This is a genomic window from Caballeronia insecticola (assembly GCF_000402035.1).
Taxonomy (GTDB): Bacteria; Pseudomonadota; Gammaproteobacteria; order Burkholderiales; family Burkholderiaceae; genus Caballeronia; species Caballeronia insecticola.
This window is the reverse complement of record NC_021287.1, coordinates 1,364,884-1,381,967: the sequence shown is the minus strand read 5'-3', so window position 1 is coordinate 1,381,967 and position 17,084 is coordinate 1,364,884. Positions and strand designations below refer to the sequence as shown.

Below are 17,084 nucleotides of genomic sequence, written 5' to 3'. Positions count from 1 at the left end.
TCGTCTTCACATGACAGCCGCGAGCCGTCTGCGCTCGCTGCGCTGCATGAAGTAATTCGCGGCGATCACGCCCGCCGTGACGAACGCGATGAACAGCGTCGCGAGCGCGTTCATTTCCGGATTCAGACCCAGCCGCACGCGCGAGAATACGACGAGCGGGAGCGTCGTCGAACCGGGGCCGGAGAGGAACGCCGACAGCACGAGATCATCGATCGACAGCGTAAACGACAGCAGCCAGCCAGCCACGAGCGCCTGCGAGATGAGCGGCAGCGTGATCGTGAAGAACACACGCAACGGCGTGGCGCCGAGATCGAGCGCGGCTTCTTCCAGCGACGGATTCAGCTCGCGCACGCGCGATTCGACGATGATCGCCACATACGAGATGCACAGCATCACGTGGCCGATCCAGATTGTGAAGAGTCCGCGCCCCGCCGGCCAGCCGATCAGCTTCGCCATTTCGACGAACAGCAGCAACAGCGAGATGCCCTGAATGACTTCGGGAATCACGAGCGGCGCGTTGATCATGCCCGTGTAGAGCGTGAAGCCCTTGAAGCGGCCCATGCGCGCGAGCACGAAGCCCGCCCACGTGCCGATCACGACCGACGCGCACGCCGTCATGAACGCGATGCGCAGCGACAGCCACGCGGCGCTGATGAGTTCGTCGTCGGTCCAGAGCGCCCGGTACCACTTGAGCGAAAACTCGGTCCACACGGTGACGAGCGGCGAGTCGTTGAACGAGTAGACGATCAGGCTGATGATCGGGATATACAGAAACGCGAACCCGATCCCGAGCGCGGTGATTTGAAGCGGACGGCTCGGCTTGATCATCGCTTTTCCTCCAGTTGCTTCGCCTGGAAATGCTGGAAAAGCGCCATCGGCACGAGCAGCAGCAGCACCATCGCGCAGGTGACGGCGGAGGCCATCGGCCAGTCGGCGTTGTCGAAGAACTCGTTCCACATGACGCGGCCGATCATCAGCGTGTCCGCGCCGCCGAGCAACTCCGGAATCACGTACTCGCCGACCGCGGGAATGAACACGAGCAGGCACCCGGCGATGATGCCGTTCTTCGACAGCGGCAGCGTGATCTGCACGAACGCCTTCCACGGCTTCGCGCCGAGGTCGTAAGCGGCTTCGAGCAAGGTCAGGTCCATCTTCACGAGATGCGCGTAAAGCGGCATCACGAGAAACGGCAAATACGAGTACACCATGCCGATATACACCGCGGTGTTCGTGTGATAGAGCTCGATCGGCGAATGAATCAGACCGATCGACATCAGGAAGTTGTTGAGCAGACCGTTGTTCTTGAGAATGCCGATCCACGCGTACACGCGGATCAGGAACGAGGTCCAGAACGGCAGCATCACGGCCATCAGCAGCAGATTGCGCGTGGCCGGGTTCGAGCGCGCGATGTAATACGCCATCGGATAGCCGATCAGCAGGCACAGGACCGTCGAGACCGCCGCGACCAGCAGCGAATTCATGTAGGTCGCGAAGTACAGGCTGTCCTGCACGAGGAACGCGTAGTGCGAAAAGTCGAGCGCGATGTTCATCACGCCGTCTTTCATCGCGAGCAGTTCCGTGTACGGCGGAATGCCCAGTTGACTGTCCGCGAAGCTGATCTTCACGACGAGCAGGAACGGCACGAAGAACAGCATCAGCAGCCACAGATACGGCCCGCCGATGACCAGCGTGCGCCCGCTCACGCCCATGCGCTTGAGCAGGTTCGTCATCATGAGGTCAGCACCACGCCCGCCGACGCGCTCCAGCGCACGTAGACTTCGTCGTCGAAAGTGGGCGAATCGATCTCGCCGAGCGCGAGGCTCGACACGTTCGCGACCACGACCTTGCCGGAATCGAGCGTCACGTGATAGAGCGTGTAGCCGCCCATGTACGCGATGTTGCTCACCTTGCCGCGGCCCCAGTTGTACGCGCCCTCGGGCGGCTTGCGCATCAGCGCGATGCGCTCCGGCCGCACCGAGATCGTCACCGGCATGCCGAGCGGCCCGGTGATGCCGTGATTCACGTACATGCGCACCGGCAGATCCGGCGTTTCGACGAACACGTGATCGGGCTCGTCCTCGACGACCGTGCCGTCGAACAGATTGGTCGAGCCGATGAAGCCCGCCGAGAAGCGGCTGTTCGGATACTCGTAGACCTCGTGCGGCGTGCCGAGCTGGACGATCCGCCCTTCGCTCATCACGGCGAGACGGTTGGCCATGGTCATGGCTTCTTCCTGATCGTGCGTCACCATGATGCAGGTCACGCCCACTTGATCCAGGATATTGACCAGCTCGATCTGCGTGCGCTGACGGATCTGCTTGTCGAGCGCGGACATGGGTTCGTCGAGCAAGAGGAGCTTCGGACGCTTGACGAGACTGCGCGCGAGCGCCACGCGCTGCTGCTGCCCGCCCGACAGCTGATGCGGCTTGCGTTTCGCGTACTGCGCCATCTGCACGAGTTCGAGCGCCTTGTGCACGCGCTCCTTGAGTTCGCCGCCGCGCACGCCCTCCTGCTTCAGCCCGAACGCGACATTCGATTCCACGCTCATGTGCGGAAACAGCGCATAGGACTGGAACATCATGTTGACCGGCCGGGTATAGGGCGGCATCTTCGCGAGGTCTTCGCCGTCGATCAGGATCTGCCCTTCGGTCACGGATTCGAGGCCGGCCAGCATGCGCAGCAGCGTCGATTTTCCGCAGCCCGAGCTGCCGAGCAGCGCGAACAATTCGCCCTTCTTCACCGACAGATTGACGCCCCGCACGGCCGTCGTTTCGCCGAATTTCTTCACGACGTCGACGATCTGCACGAAGTTGTCGTCCAGGCTCACGCCCGCTGCGACGCCGCCCGGCTCGCGCCGGCCGCCAGATCCGTTGGGCGTCCCCTTCAACGCGCTCGACTGCTCACTCATGATTGCCTGCCCGACTCCTGCTTGCATGTGCTTCGTGACCGGGATCGGCCACGAACAAAGCCCCCGGAGGTCCGAGGGCTTCGTCGATTCAAAAGAATAACCGGCTTTGGAACATCATCGGCCGGACTTGAACTCGGTCCAGAGCCGCGTCTGCAGACGCTGGATTTCCGGCGGCAGCGGCTTCAGCAGGAACAGCGTCTTGATGACGTCCTGTGGCGGATACACAGCCGGATCGTTCGCCACGTCCTTGTCGACATACTTGCGCGCTTCGAGGTTCGCGCTCGGGTAGTACACCGCGTTCGTGATCGCCGCGTGAACCTGCGGCGTCTCGATGTAGTTGATCCACTCGTGTGCGGCGTCCTTGTTCTTCGCGTCCTTCGGGATGGCCATCACGTCGAACCAGACCGGCGCGCCGCCCTTCGGAATGTAATACTCGATCTTGAACGGCTTCTTCGCTTCGACCGCACGGTGCTTCGCGATCACGACATCGCCCGACCAGCCGTAGGCGAAGCAGATATCGCCGCCGACCATGTCGTTGATATAGCCGGACGAGTTGAACTGCGTGATGTACGGACGGATTTTCTTGAGCATCGCGAGCGCCTCGCGATAGTCGGCGGGATTCGTGCTCATCGGATCTTTGCCGAGGTAATGAAGCGCGGCGGCGAACATCTGGTCGGGCGCGTCGAGCACCGACACGCCGCATGCCTTCAGCTTCGAGATGTTCTCGGGCTTGAAAAGAATGTCCCAGTTATTGAGCTCGACGTTGCCGAGAATCTTCTTGGCCTTGTCGACGTTATAGCCGAGGCCGGTCGTGCCGTACGCCCAGGGCACGCTGTACTTGTTGCCCGGATCCGCGCCCTCGACGAGCTTCATCAGGTCGGGATCGAGATATTTCAGGTTCGGCAGTTTCGACTTGTCGAGCGGCGCGAAGATGTTGGCCGCGATCTGCTTGCCTGCGTAGTTGCTGGTCGGCACGACGATGTCGTAGCCCGAGTTGCCGGTGAGCAGCTTGGCTTGAAGGGTGTCGTCGCTGTCGTAATTGTCGTACTTCACCTTGACGCCGGTCTGCTTGGTGAAGTTGGGAATCGTGTCCTTGGCGATGTAGTCCGACCAGTTGTACACGTTCAACTGCGTGTCCTTCGCGGACGCTGCGAGCGGAGTCAACATCGCGGCGCATGCCAGAGTGCCTGCCAGCTTGGCCACGCGGCCCGCCAGTTTCTCGTTCATCTCGATTCTCCCTTGTTCCGACTTGTCACGGCGTCGTGTCGCGCGAACCCGGCGATTGTCCCGTCGGCCTCTCATTGTCCGATCGTCCGATCGTCTGATACGGGTCCGCGACGCCCTTCAAAACCCCGAAAACTACCATTAAACGCAGCGCGACAAAAATCCCGGCGCCGCTTGTCGCGCAAAATGTACACGCCGCTACGCCAGGCTGTGCGAAAGGCGCGCCGCGCGGGCATGAAGCGCGTTTCCCAGGCGCTTCGGTGCGTTCCCGGGCGCTTGGAGAGAGCGCGCATTTTAGCCCCTATTCAGCGCGTGCGGGACGTCTTAAAACCACACTCGCCGCAGTGATTCGCCCGCGCGCCGGGGCGACGAAATGTCATTATTCGTGATCGGCTGCCCGCATGCGGTCGCGACCGTCGTCTGTCCGCGCCTTGCCGGCCCGGAGATGGACGCCGGCGCGCTAGCGACAACCCATGCAATCGGGCGCCCGAGTCTGACGAATAGCCAGCGGAACAGTTGTTGCGAGCCAATTCGACTTGCGTCGCGAAATGCAGCGCATCCTGAACCGCAACGCACGCGTATACCACCCATGACGCCGCTCGTTGCCCCGCTATTCGAGGCCGCTCCCGCATGAATACCAATCCCTCCGTGCTTGCCCAGCTGTCCGCCGGGAATTCCGACACTCAGCCCGCGGCAAGCCGGGACGGGGGACCACGAACGCCGCATCCGCGCGGACGCTGGTATTCGTTCGCCGGCGCGGGCGCGCTCGTCGCCGTGGGCTATATGGACCCGGGCAACTGGGCGACCGCGCTCGCCAGCGGCGCGCGTTACGGGTATTCGCTGCTCTTCGTCGTACTGCTGGCGAGCCTGATGGGCATGCTGTTGCAATGGATCGCCTCGCGCGTGGGCGTCGTCACGGGCCGCGATCTCGCGCAGTTGTGCCGCGAACGCTACAGCCGGCGCACGACGCTCGTGCTGTGGATCGCGTGCGAAATCGCGATCATCGCGTGCGACGTCGCGGAAGTCGTCGGCAGCGCGGTCGCCTTGCAGATGCTCTTCGGCCTCTCGCTTACCGCCGGCGTGCTGTGCTCGGCGGTCGGCACATTCGCGATGCTCGCCCTCCAAAGCCGCGGCAGGCGGCCGCTGCAACGCGCCGTGACGGCGCTGATTCTGTTCGTGAGCTTCTGCTTCGTCGTCGAACTCGCGCTCGCGCACCCGGTCTGGAGCAACGCGCTGCGCGGTCTCGCGCCGTCGCGCGAACTCCTGCGCGATGCCGGCATGCTGTGGCTCGCCGCCGGCGTGCTCGGCGCAACCGTGATGCCGCACAACCTCTACCTGCACTCCGCGCTCGTCAAGGAGCACGCGCCCGCCCGCGACGATTCGACCGTCGAGCGCGCGCTCACGGGCGTCAACATCGACACGTTCGCGTCGCTGTCGCTGGCGTTCGTCGTCAATGCGTCGTTGTTGATTGTCGCGGCGGCGGTATTTCACGCGAGTGGCCATTTCGATGTCGACGATCTCGCCGATGCGCACCGTCTGATCGCGCCGCTCGTCGGGAGCCACTGGGCGGGCGTCGTGTTCGCTGTCGCCCTGCTCGCCTGCGGGCTGAACGCGACGGTCACCGGCACGCTCGCCGGTCAGGCCGTGATGGAAGGCTTCCTGCGCCTGAAGATGGCGCGCTGGGCCCGCGCGCTCCTGACGCGCGGCCTCGCGATCGGACCGGCGCTCGTTGCGGTCGCGGCATTCGGTCAGCACGGCTCGAATACTTTGCTGGTCGCGACGCAGGTCGTGTTGAGCCTGCAATTGCCGCTCGCCGTGATTCCGCTCGTGCGCTTCGCCTCCGACGCCGCGCTGATGGGTCGCTGGCGCGTCGCGCGCGTGCCGCTCGCGCTGGCATGGGGGTGCGCGGGGATCATCGTCGCGTTGAACGGGGCGATGTTGTGGCAGGCGGTGTTCTCAAGCTGAGTGGCCCACGAGAAATGTTTTTCTGGAGCAGGCATCGCGATTGCTACCCGCGTACGATTCGTACAATAAGCTGACCGACTGACCCGCAGCCGCTGCACGCCGGCTTCAACCGAGCTTGCCGGGCGACCTCCAGGACCCTAACTACATGGCTTTTCGCCCAACGCGGAGCCGCGCCCGAGTGCGCTCCATCGCGCTCATGGCGCTTACTCTGACTTCGACCCTGAGCGGTGGCGCCCATGCAACCGTCGCCGTTCTGCAACCCGCGCGCGAAGCGGCCGCCGCGCAGCCTCTTGAACTGACGCTGCTCTACACCGACGACGATGCCAAGCCGCTCACCATCGACGTGCCGAAGCAACTGACCGTCAAACTGACCAACGGCGATCTGCCGCCCGCGCCGATCACGCTCGCGCGCGATCCGCGCGTGCCGGACCGTCTGCGTCTCGCGCCGGGCCAGTATCGTCGTGTGCGCTTTACCGCGCCGTGGCCCGAGTCGGCGCGAGGCATCATCAAGATCGACCCGGTCGGATTCGATACATCGCCGATGCTCGTCACGCTGAACCGTGGCGAGAGCCAGACGCAGGTCGCCGCCGCGGAGCGCCGAGAAACGCAGGCCACGACGCCCGCGCAGCTCGCCACGGCGACCGCCGCCGCGAATACCGCGGCCGTGCCGACGACCTCGCAGGACACAATGCTCTCGGGCCGCTTCTCGACCTTCGAGCCGACCTACTTCGCCGACGGCAAGAACGGCGACAACCTCGCCAAGTTTCAGTTCAGCTTCAAGTACCGGCTGCATCTGCCCGACGATCCACGCTCGCGCGGCTTCCTCGACAACCTGTACTTCGGCTATACGCAAACGGCCATCTGGAATTTGTCTGCCGAGTCCGTGCCGTTTCGCGACATCAGCTTTCAGCCGCAGCTGTTTTATTACGTGGAGGACACGGGCGTGAAGAGTCCGTTGTTCACGCGCATGGGCGTGGCGGCGGGCATCGGGCACGAGTCGAACGGCAAGAGCGGCGACGAATCGCGCGCGATCAATATTTTGTTCGTGCGCCCGACGTGGGATTTCGGCAACCTGAACGGCAATCACCTGACGCTCTCGCCGAAGTTCTACTACTACCTGTCGAAGAGCGGCAACCAGGATATCGCCGACTATCGCGGCTATGTGGATTTCCTCGTGAAGTACGGCAGCCCGGACGGCTGGCAACTCGCGACCACGCTGCGCAAGGGCACGAAGCACTGGTACGGCAGCGTCGAGTCGCAACTGACTTATCCGTTGGCGAAACTCGTCGGCAGCGCGTGGGGCGGTTATCTGTTCGCGAGCTATTTCAACGGTTACGGCGAGGATATCCTCGATTACAACCAGCGACATCACTGGATCGCGCGAATAGGCTACAGTATCGCCCGCTGAGCTTTTTTTACGAATCGACCATTGCGTTGTCGCCCTTTTTTCGCGGCGACAGCGCGGTCAAGAGTTTGCCCATGTCCTCGAATCTTCACGACCTGCCGGATAGCCCTTGCATCGGCGTTTGTTCCACGCTCTTCGACGAAGTCTGCAAGGGCTGCGGCCGCACGGCCGGCGAAGTCTCCAACTGGGTGTTCCTCAACGACGAGGAAAAGCGCGCGATCTGGGAGCGCATCCGGCGCGAAGGCACGGCGATGCGGTTTCGGAACGACCGCCTGTAAGCCATAAAAAAACGGCCCGTTCTTTCGAAACGGGCCGTTTTTTCAAACGATGCGAGAAGCCGGGGCTTACTGAATCCCTTGGCTCGACAAGAAGTCTTCGTAATTCCCGCCGAAGTCGCGCAGCGTGCCATCGGTTTTCACTTCGATGATCCGATCTGCCAGCCCGCTCACGAACTCGCGATCGTGCGACACGAAAATCAGCGTGCCTTCGAACTTGTCGAGCGCGATCTGCAGCGATTCGATCGATTCCATGTCCATGTGATTGGTCGGCTCGTCCATCAGCAAAACGTTGTGGCGGCCGAGCATCAGCTTGCCCCAGATCATGCGGCCCTTCTCGCCGCCGGACAGCACCTTCACGTTCTTCTTGATGTCGTCGGCATTGAACAGCAGGCGGCCGAGCGTGCCGCGCATCATTTGCTCGTCGTCGCCTTCCTTGCGGTATTGATCGATCCACTCGGTCAGCGTTTCGTCCTTCGGAAACTCTTCGTACGTGTCCTGCGGCATGTAGCCGATGTTGGCATTTTCCGCCCACTTCACACGGCCGCCGTCGAGATCGAGCGCGCCCTTGAGCGATTTGAGCAGCGTCGTCTTGCCCGCGCCGTTCTCGCCGATGATCGCAATGCGCTCGCCCGGCTGCACGCTCAGACTGAAGTTCTGGAAGATCGTGCGGTCGTACTTCTTCGTGATGCCTTCCGCGACCACGGCGATGTTATGCAGCTTCTTTTCGTACTCGAAGCGGATAAACGGATTCTGCCGCGACGACGGCTTGAATTCCTCGATCTTGATCTTGTCGATCATCTTGAGACGGCTGGTCGCCTGACGCGCCTTCGACTTGTTGGCCGAGAAGCGGCGCACGAAGTCCTGCAGGTCGGCCACGCGCTCCTTGGCCTTCTGGTTGGCGGCCTGCTGACGCTCGCGCGCCTGCGTGGACGCCAGCATGTAGTCGTCGTAGTTGCCCGGCCACACCTTCAGCGTGCCGTAGTCCATGTCCGCCATGTGCGTGCAGACCTGGTTCAGGAAGTGTCGATCGTGCGAGATGATGATCATCGTCGAGTTGTACTCGTTCAGCACGTTTTCGAGCCAACGGATCGAGTTGATGTCGAGGTTGTTGGTCGGCTCGTCGAGCAGGAGCACGTCGGGCTTCGAGAACAGCGCCTGCGCGAGCAGCACGCGCAGCTTCCAGCCGGGCGCGACGTTGCTCATCGGACCGTTGTGGTCGTTGATGTCGATGCCGATGCCCAGCAGCAGTTCGCCCGCGCGCGCTTCGGCCGTGTAGCCGTCGTATTCGGCGAACTTCGCTTCGAGATCCGCGGCGCGCATGTAGTCGTCGTCGGTGGCGTCGGGGTTGGCGTAGATCGCGTCGCGCTCGGTCATCGCGGCCCACATTTCCGTGTGGCCCATCATGACCACGTCGAGCACGCGCATGTCTTCGTACGCGAACTGGTCCTGACGCAATTTGCCGAGACGCACGTTCGGCTCGAGCATCACGTTGCCCGAGCTGGGCTCGAGGTCGCCGCCCAGGATCTTCATGAAGGTCGACTTGCCGCAGCCGTTCGCGCCGATCAGTCCATAGCGGTTTCCTTCGCCGAACTTGACCGAGATGTTCTCGAAAAGGGGCTTGGGCCCGAATTGCATGGTGATATTGGCGGTAGACAGCACGGCGCGTCCTTTTGAATGGGGTACGACGAAAAACCTGAGATTTTAGCAGAAATTGGCGGCATTTGAGGCTGCGGGCGTTCCAGTGGCCGGCCAAACGCAACGGGGCGCGGCTTTTCGAGCCGCGCCCCGTTTCTCTTCGGATGAAACCCGCTCGCGCGTTTCGTGCGCTACGTGCGCTCGGCGATGAAGGCCTTGACCACGGCGGTGTCCGCCGGCACGACGTCGAATCGCTGCGGCAACTTTTCCAGTCCGACAAAGGCCGCCGGACGTTCCGGTTCCCGATGGAGCGCCTCGCGGATCGTCTCGCCGAACTTGATCGGCTGCGCGGTTTCGAGAACGATCATCGGCACGCCGGGTTTCAGGTTTTCGCGCGCGACCTTCACGCCGTCCGCCGTGTGAGTGTCGATCATCGTGTGATAACGCTCGAACACGTCGCGGATGGTGTTCACGCGGTCGTCGTGATCGCTCTTGCCCGACACGAAACCGAACTCCTTCACGCGCGCGTAATCGCCGCTCGCCGCCAGATCGAAACCGCCCTTCTCCTCTACATCGCGGAACAGTTGCAGCACGCGCGCCGGATCGCGGCCGAGCAGGTCGTACACGAAGCGCTCGAAATTCGATGCCTTCGAAATATCCATGCTCGGCGACGTGGTGTGATACGTCTCCGCCGCACCGCGCACGCGATACACGCCGGTCTTGAAGAACTCGTCGAGCACGTCGTTCTCGTTCGTCGCGACGACGAGCTGATCGATCGGCAAGCCCATCATGCGCGCGATATGCCCCGCGCACACGTTGCCGAAGTTGCCGGACGGCACGGTAAACGACACGCGTTCGTCGTTGCTTTGCGTCGCAGCGAAATAGCCCTTGAAGTAGTACACGACCTGCGCCACCACGCGCGCCCAGTTGATCGAATTGACCGTGCCGATCTTGTGCGCAGCCTTGAACGCGTGATCGTTCGATACCGCCTTCACGATGTCCTGGCAGTTGTCGAAGTTGCCCTCGACCGCCAGATTGAAGATGTTCGGGTCCTGCAGCGAGAACATCTGCGCGGTCTGGAACGCGCTCATCTTCTTGTGCGGCGACAGCATGAACACGCGCACGCCGGCCTTGCCGCGCATTGCGTACTCGGCGGCACTGCCGGTGTCGCCGGAAGTGGCACCGAGAATGTTCAGCGTCTCGCCGTGCTTCGCCAGCGCGTACTCGAACAGATTGCCGAGCAGTTGCATCGCCATGTCCTTGAAGGCGAGCGTCGGGCCGTTCGAGAGTTCCAGCAGCGAGATCGTCGTGCCGTTCTCTTCGCCGAGCGTCTTCAATGGCGTGATCTGCACGGCGCTCTCTTCGTGGCGCACGTTGCTGTACACCTGCGCGGTGTAGGTCTTGCGCGTGAGCGAGCGCAGGTCTTCGGCCGGGATGTCGTCGCTGAACTTGGACAGCACTTCGAATGCGAGATCCGCGTACGACAGCGTGCGCCAGCGCGCGAGTTCATCGGCCGATACGCGCGGATAGTCCGCCGGCAGATACAGGCCGCCGTCTTTGGCCAGCCCGCCCAGAAGAATGTCGAAAAACGTGTGGCGCTCGTTCGAGCCGGCGCCGCGCGTCGAGATGTAGTTCATCGTGCGTCCTTGCCCTTAATTGAGACCTTCCATGCGCAGCTTCGTCACCTTCGAGACCACCGTGGACAGCGCCTCGATCTCGGCGATCGCCGCGTTCACGTCCTTTTCCAGCGTCTCGTGTGTGATGAGGATGATGTCCGTTTCGCCCTTGTTGGCGCCATCGACTTCCTCCGACTCTTTCTGCAGCAAGGCATCGATGGAAATGGCCTTGTTGGCGAGAATGCGCGTGATGTTCGCGAGCACGCCCGTCACGTCAGCGACGCGCAGGCGCAGGTAGTAGCCGCTCGTCACTTCCTCGATCGGCAGGATCGGCGTGTTCGACAGGCTGTCCGGCTGAAACGCCAGATGCGGCACGCGATGCTCCGGGTCGGCCGTGTGCAGGCGCGTCACGTCGACGAGATCGGCGACCACGGCGGAAGCGGTAGGCTCCGCGCCCGCGCCCTTGCCGTAGTACAGCGTGGTGCCGACCGCGTCGCCGTGCACGACGACCGCGTTCATCGCGCCTTCGACGTTCGCGAGCAGGCGTTTCGCGGGAATCAGCGTCGGATGCGTGCGCAACTCGATGCCCTTCTCCGTGCGCCGCGCGATGCCCAGGAGCTTGATGCGATAGCCGAGATCCTCCGCGTAGCGGATATCGATGGCCGCGAGCTTGCTGATGCCTTCCACGTACGCGCGGTCGAACTGCACCGGCACGCCGAACGCGATCGCGCTCATGATCGTGACCTTGTGCGCGGCGTCCACGCCTTCGATGTCGAAGGTCGGGTCGGCTTCAGCGTAGCCCAGCTCCTGCGCGGCTTTGAGCGCCGTCGCGAAGTCGAGGCCGCGGTCGCGCATCTCCGAGAGAATGTAGTTCGTCGTGCCGTTGATGATGCCCGCGATGTATTCAATGCGATTCGCGGTCAGCCCTTCGCGCAGCGCCTTGATGATCGGAATGCCGCCCGCCACCGCCGCCTCGAACGCGACCATCACGCCTTTCGCGCGGGCGGCTTCGAAAATCTCCGTGCCGTGCACGGCGAGCAGCGCCTTGTTGGCCGTCACGACGTGCTTGCCGTTCGCGATCGCGCGCAGCACGAGTTCGCGCGCGAGACCCGTGCCGCCGATCATTTCGCAGACGATATCGATGGAAGGATCGTCGACGACCGCGTTGAAGTCGTCCGTCACCGCGATGCCCTGGTTCGCGGCCGCTTCGGCCTTGGCCGGCGTGCGCACCGCGACGCGCGCGATTTCGATGCCGCGGCCCGCCCGGCGTTTGATTTCTGACTGGTTCCGGCGCAGCACCGTGAAGGTGCCGCTGCCGACCGTGCCGAAGCCCAAGAGTCCTACTTTGATCGGTTCCATGCAGCGCGAGTCTTTAAAGAGAAATTAAGCGAAATGCCGTTTGCGATAGCCGTCGAGGAAGCGCGCGATGCGGTTGATCGAATCCGCGAGATCGTCGACGTTCGGCAGGAAGACCACGCGGAAGTGATCCGGCGTCGGCCAGTTGAAGCCCGTACCCTGCACGAGCAGCACGCGCTCCTCGAGCAGCAGGTCGGTGATGAACTGCTGGTCGTCCTGGATCGGGTACATCTTCGGATCGAGCTTCGGGAACATGTACAGCGCGGCTTGCGGCTTCACGCAGCTCACGCCCGGAATGGCCGTGAGCATGTCGTAGGCGAGTTCGCGCTGCTTGAAGAGCCGTCCGCCCGGCAAGATCAGGTCATTGATGCTCTGATAGCCGCCCAGCGCCGTCTGGATCGCGTACTGGCCGGGCACGTTCGGGCACAGGCGCATCGAGGCCAGAATGCCGAGGCCTTCGAGATAATCCTTCGCGCGCCGGCGATTCTCTTCGATCAGACCGGAAATGGCCATCCAGCCCGCCCGATAACCGCACGAACGATAGCTCTTCGACAAACTGTTGAACGTGACGGTGATCACGTCTTCGGAGAGCGCGGCCATCGACGTATGCGTCATGCCGTCGTAGATGATCTTGTCGTAGACCTCGTCCGCGAAAATGATCAAGCCGTGCTCGCGCGCGATCGAAATCAGATCGAGCAGCAATTCGTCCGAATACAGCGCGCCGGTCGGATTGTTCGGGTTGATGACGACGAGCGCCTTCGTGTTGGGCGTGATCTTCGCGCGGATGTCGTCGAGATCGGGCATCCAGCCGTTGCTCTCGTCGCACATGTAATGGCGCGGCGTGCCGGACGACAGGCTCACCGCAGCCGTCCAGAGCGGATAGTCGGGCGCGGGCAGGAGCACTTCGTCGCCGTCGTTGAGCAAGGCCTGCATCGCCATGACGATGAGTTCCGACGCGCCGTTGCCGATGTAGATGTCGTCCAGTTCGACGCCCGTCACGCCCTTTTGCTGCGTGTAATGCATGATCGCCTTGCGCGCGGCGAACACGCCCTTCGAATCCGAATAGCCCGAACTGCCCGGCAGATTGCGGATCATGTCCTGAATGATCTCGTCCGGCGCCTCGAAGCCGAACGGCGCCAAATTGCCGATATTGAGCTTGATGATGCGATGGCCTTCCTCTTCGAGGCGCTTCGCGTGTTCGAGCACGGGCCCGCGAATGTCGTAGCAGACGTTTTGCAGCTTGTTGGATTTGAGAATCGGTTTCACGGCTGGCGGCTCTTGGCTTTGAAGTTGGTCGCGAGTTTGATCGGCTAGTTTGATCGGCTCATGATCGCTCAGGGCCCGGTGTTCCGGACGTCCGGCCTGGGCGCACGGGCAGCAGACGGGCCTTGCATTGGAAAACCGGGGGTGAAGCCCGGCGGCGGTTCGCCCGGGCGGCGCGCTCGTTCCGAGCGCCGAACGATGCATTTCAGACGCCGCGCCAGGTAAGGCTCGGGCGTGACGGACCGGATTGCGTGGCGAAGGCGGCTTGTGGCGGCGCGCGCGACGGGCGGCGCCCGAGCAAGCCCGGCAGCCGAAAAGTTATAATTTACTGATTATGGCTCAGTTCCGCAATGCACCAAAGGCGCGCGGCCCGGCTGCGGCCGTGGGGCAACGGGCGCGCACGAATGGCGGCCCGCAGCGCGGCGCCGGCGCGCGGTAAGCACGCTTTCCCGCCACACCGCGGACATCGGGCCTTTCTCACGCTTTTCTCCCATTTCTTGCCGGATCACTGTTTTGAAACTTCATCAGGATTCCAACAGCGCGCTCAACACCATTACGAGCTACGGAGACGGTTTCGTGGCGATCAATCTCGAAAGGCACGAAAGCAGCGTGATCGTCATGCCGCAGATGCCCGTGACGGCGTGGCCGGTGTCGTCGTTCGAGGCGCTCGCGCCGGAACATTTCGAGATGCTCGTCGAGGCAGCGCCCGAAGTCGTCATTTTCGGCAGCGGTGCGCGCCTGCGCTTTCCGCATCCGCGTCTGACGGCGCAGCTTGCCCGGCACCGCATCGGCGTCGAGACGATGGACTTCGGCGCCGCGTGCCGCACCTACAACATTCTGATGTCCGAAGGCCGGCGCGTTGCCGCGGCGCTGCTAATCGAAATCTGAAAAACAACGGTGATAAAACGCGCCACGAACGCTAAGGGAAATTTAAGGAATCGCTGCCAGACTTGGCGCCGCCCGCCCCCAACCCCGGCGCGGTTCGACGCGCCTTTCGCGTGACTTGGCGTGGCCTTCGCGCCAAATTAACAGTTGAGGCCTTCGCGTGCGCTACACTCCCGCCCGACGTTCCGTCTTCACCGGGCGGATCGGGTGCGGCGCAAGCCGGGATTCGTGAACTCACGCCGAAAATGCGTGCCTGAATTTGCGCATGCAGCGCCGTGGCGCCGCGGCACCACCGCCCATTCGTTTCACTAGCGCCGCGCATCGCGGCATCGGACAGGTCGACTTCATGAACGATACGCCTTCGCGGCTACCGCTCACACGTCTTTCGCTCATTCTTCTCGTACTCGCGCTCGCGATCATCTGGTTCGCGCCGCTGGGCTATCGCCATCTCGTGCCGAGCGACGAAGGCCGTTACGCCGAAATGGCGCGCGAGATGTTCGTGACCGGCGACTGGATCACGCCCCGCTACAACGGCTACAAGTATTTCGAGAAGCCGCCGCTGCAAACCTGGGCCAACGCGCTTACGTTCGCGTGGTTCGGCATCGGCGAATGGCAGGCGCGGCTCTATACGGCGCTCACAGGCTTCATGGGCGTGCTGCTCGTCGGTTACACGGGCACACGGGTCTTCAACGCGATGACCGGCTTCGCGGCCGCGGTCATCCTCGCGACCTGCCCGTACTGGAACCTGATGGGCCACTTCAACACGCTCGACATGGGCCTGTCGTTCTGGATGCAGCTGACCCTCTGCGCCCTGCTGCTCGCGCAGCGCCCCGGCCTGCCGACGCGCGACGTGCGCCTGTGGATGTGGCTGTGCTGGGCCGGGATGGGCGCCGCAGTGCTGTCCAAAGGCCTGGTGGGCCTGATTCTGCCCGGCGCGGTGCTGGTTCTCTACTCGCTCGTCGCGCGCGACTGGGCGCTCTGGAAGCGGCTTTATATCGGCAGCGGCCTGATTGTGTTCCTGATCGTGACGGCGCCGTGGTTCGTGCTCGTGCAGATGAAGAATCCGGAGTTCTTCAACTTCTTCTTCATCGTTCAGCAGTTCAAGCGCTATCTCACGCCCGAGCAGAATCGTCCGGGCGCGTTCTACTACTTCGTGCCCGTTCTGATCGTGGGCTTTCTGCCGTGGCTCTCGGTCGCCGCGCAGAGCGTGTGGCACGGCATCAAGACGCCGCGTCAGCCCAACGGCTTCGCGCCAGTCACATTGCTGCTCGTCTGGTCGGCGTTCATCTTCGTGTTTTTCAGCGCCTCGCATTCGAAGCTCATTTCCTACGTGCTGCCCATCGCGCCTGCGCTCGCGCTCGTGATCGGGCTCTATTTGCCGTCGCTCACGAAGCCGCAGTACCGCAAGCATCTGATCGGTTACGCGGTGTTCCTGATCGCTGCGGCGTTCGGCGCGATCTTCATCGGCCGCGCGGGCAGCGCCAATACGCCCAATGCGCTGTATCGCGAGTTCCAGATCTGGGTCTGGGCGGGCATCGCGGTGGCGTTCGCCGTGACCGTGTTCGGGCTGTGGCTGAACCGCCGCAGCGTGCTGGCGGGCGCGGCGGCCCTGGGCGCCGCGTGGCTCCTGCTCGGCACGATCGCGGGCTCGGGCCACGACGTGTTCGGCACCGAGAGTTCCGGCGTGAAACTCGTCCCGGCGGTCAAGGCCGCGATGGCGAAGCTCCCGGCCGACACGCCCTTCTATTCGATCGCCAAGCTCGATCACACCATGCCGTTCTACCTCGATCACACGATGATCATGGTCCAGGAAGCCGACGAGCTGACGTTCGGCGTGCATACCGAGCCGCAAAAATGGGTGCCGAGCATCGACGAGTGGATCAAACTCTGGGATTCGGAGCGCAACGCGCTGGCCCTGATGCCGCCTTCCCGCTACGACGAACTCGCAGCGCGCCATGTGCCGATGCAGATCATCGCGCGCGACGAACGCCGCGTGATCGTGGAGAAACCGCAACCGTGAGCCATTTCACTGCACACGGCGCCGGTGCCGCAACGTACGATCGTTCGGCATTTCGAGATGAACCGAGTATCCTTGTTTCGCATTTGAAAAACGCGCGATGAACCCGATTTCCTTCATTTGCATCGTCATCGGCGTATTGTTGAACGCGTGCGCTCAGCTTCTGCTCAAAGCCGGCGTGAATGCGGTGGGCCATTTCGACATGACGCCCGCCAACATTCTGCCGGTCGGAATCAAGATCGCGACGCAGTGGCCGATCATCGGCGGGCTCGCCTGTTATGTGGTGAGCGTAGTCGTGTGGATCGTCGGGCTTTCGCGCGTGGAAGTGTCGATCGCCTATCCGATGCTCTCGCTCGGTTATGTCGTCAACGCGTTCGCGGCGTGGTATCTGTTTGGCGAAGTGCTTTCGATGCAGCGGCTCGTGGGCATCGGCATCATCCTTGTCGGCGTCGTGGTACTCGCGCGCGGCTAGTTCATGCAGAATGCGCGCGTTATCTTGACATCGCGCGACTGAACGTTCGACCGGATCAAT

At 62.9% G+C, this 17,084-nt stretch carries 14 protein-coding genes; 6 read left to right on the top strand and 8 right to left on the bottom strand.

What is annotated here, in order from left to right; all coding sequences use genetic code 11:
* Positions 1-6: 6 nt before the first annotated feature.
* The 4 genes from BRPE64_RS06435 to BRPE64_RS06420 all read right to left on the bottom strand — a co-directional run bounded on the left by BRPE64_RS06435 (position 7) and on the right by BRPE64_RS06420 (position 4,135).
* On the bottom strand, positions 7-825 hold the full coding sequence (locus BRPE64_RS06435; RefSeq protein ID WP_044042023.1) for an ABC transporter permease subunit: 819 nt from the start codon (positions 823-825) through the stop codon (positions 7-9).
* Positions 825-1,733 (bottom strand): ABC transporter permease subunit, encoded by a 909-nt coding sequence (locus BRPE64_RS06430; protein ID WP_016345247.1) that lies wholly within the window; start codon positions 1,731-1,733, stop codon positions 825-827. Before BRPE64_RS06430 ends, BRPE64_RS06435 begins: the two co-directional genes overlap by 1 nt.
* A complete protein-coding gene (locus BRPE64_RS06425; RefSeq protein WP_044042022.1) occupies positions 1,730-2,908 on the bottom strand; it encodes an ABC transporter ATP-binding protein in 1,179 nt (392 codons plus the stop codon). Before BRPE64_RS06425 ends, BRPE64_RS06430 begins: the two co-directional genes overlap by 4 nt.
* 114 nt (positions 2,909-3,022) lie before the next feature.
* Entirely contained in the window at positions 3,023-4,135 is a 1,113-nt protein-coding gene (locus BRPE64_RS06420; RefSeq protein WP_016345245.1) for a polyamine ABC transporter substrate-binding protein, read from the bottom strand.
* Between the two features lie 627 nt (positions 4,136-4,762).
* Here BRPE64_RS06420 and BRPE64_RS06415 point away from each other — a divergent pair.
* The 3 genes from BRPE64_RS06415 to BRPE64_RS06405 all read left to right on the top strand — a co-directional run bounded on the left by BRPE64_RS06415 (position 4,763) and on the right by BRPE64_RS06405 (position 7,780).
* Positions 4,763-6,097 carry an Nramp family divalent metal transporter gene (locus tag BRPE64_RS06415; protein ID WP_051180310.1) on the top strand — a complete coding sequence of 445 codons (1,335 nt, stop codon included), beginning with the start codon at positions 4,763-4,765 and terminating at the stop codon, positions 6,095-6,097.
* A gap of 196 nt (positions 6,098-6,293) precedes the next feature.
* Entirely contained in the window at positions 6,294-7,505 is a 1,212-nt protein-coding gene (locus BRPE64_RS06410) for a phospholipase A (protein ID WP_016345240.1), read from the top strand.
* A 71-nt stretch (positions 7,506-7,576) separates the two neighbouring features.
* On the top strand, positions 7,577-7,780 hold the full coding sequence (locus BRPE64_RS06405; protein WP_044042020.1) for a DUF1289 domain-containing protein: 204 nt from the start codon (positions 7,577-7,579) through the stop codon (positions 7,778-7,780).
* Positions 7,781-7,846: 66 nt separating this feature from the next.
* Here BRPE64_RS06405 and BRPE64_RS06400 read toward each other — a convergent pair whose 3' ends face one another.
* From BRPE64_RS06400 to BRPE64_RS06385, 4 genes are all read right to left on the bottom strand, one after another.
* On the bottom strand, positions 7,847-9,439 hold the full coding sequence (locus BRPE64_RS06400) for an ABC-F family ATPase (RefSeq protein ID WP_016345238.1): 1,593 nt from the start codon (positions 9,437-9,439) through the stop codon (positions 7,847-7,849).
* A 167-nt stretch (positions 9,440-9,606) separates the two neighbouring features.
* Positions 9,607-11,052 carry a threonine synthase gene (gene thrC / locus BRPE64_RS06395; RefSeq protein WP_016345237.1) on the bottom strand — a complete coding sequence of 482 codons (1,446 nt, stop codon included), beginning with the start codon at positions 11,050-11,052 and terminating at the stop codon, positions 9,607-9,609.
* Between the two features lie 15 nt (positions 11,053-11,067).
* The gene (locus tag BRPE64_RS06390) at positions 11,068-12,390 is read right to left on the bottom strand and encodes a homoserine dehydrogenase (protein ID WP_016345236.1); all 1,323 of its coding nucleotides are present in this window, start codon (positions 12,388-12,390) and stop codon (positions 11,068-11,070) included.
* A 24-nt stretch (positions 12,391-12,414) separates the two neighbouring features.
* Positions 12,415-13,707 carry a pyridoxal phosphate-dependent aminotransferase gene (locus tag BRPE64_RS06385; protein ID WP_084675757.1) on the bottom strand — a complete coding sequence of 431 codons (1,293 nt, stop codon included), beginning with the start codon at positions 13,705-13,707 and terminating at the stop codon, positions 12,415-12,417.
* Between the two features lie 456 nt (positions 13,708-14,163).
* On the opposite strand from BRPE64_RS06385, the gene BRPE64_RS06380 reads away from it, so the two are divergent.
* The 3 genes from BRPE64_RS06380 (at position 14,164) to BRPE64_RS06370 (ending at position 17,024) form a co-directional block, all read left to right on the top strand.
* Positions 14,164-14,538: an Mth938-like domain-containing protein gene (locus BRPE64_RS06380; RefSeq protein ID WP_016345234.1), complete on the top strand. Its 375-nt coding sequence runs from the start codon at positions 14,164-14,166 to the stop codon at positions 14,536-14,538.
* A gap of 343 nt (positions 14,539-14,881) precedes the next feature.
* Complete coding sequence (locus BRPE64_RS06375) at positions 14,882-16,555, top strand: glycosyltransferase family 39 protein (protein ID WP_044042019.1); 1,674 nt, start codon at positions 14,882-14,884, stop codon at positions 16,553-16,555.
* A gap of 97 nt (positions 16,556-16,652) precedes the next feature.
* Positions 16,653-17,024, top strand: a complete 372-nt coding sequence (locus tag BRPE64_RS06370) for an SMR family transporter (RefSeq protein ID WP_016345231.1) — start codon at positions 16,653-16,655, stop codon at positions 17,022-17,024.
* Positions 17,025-17,084: the final 60 nt, after the last annotated feature.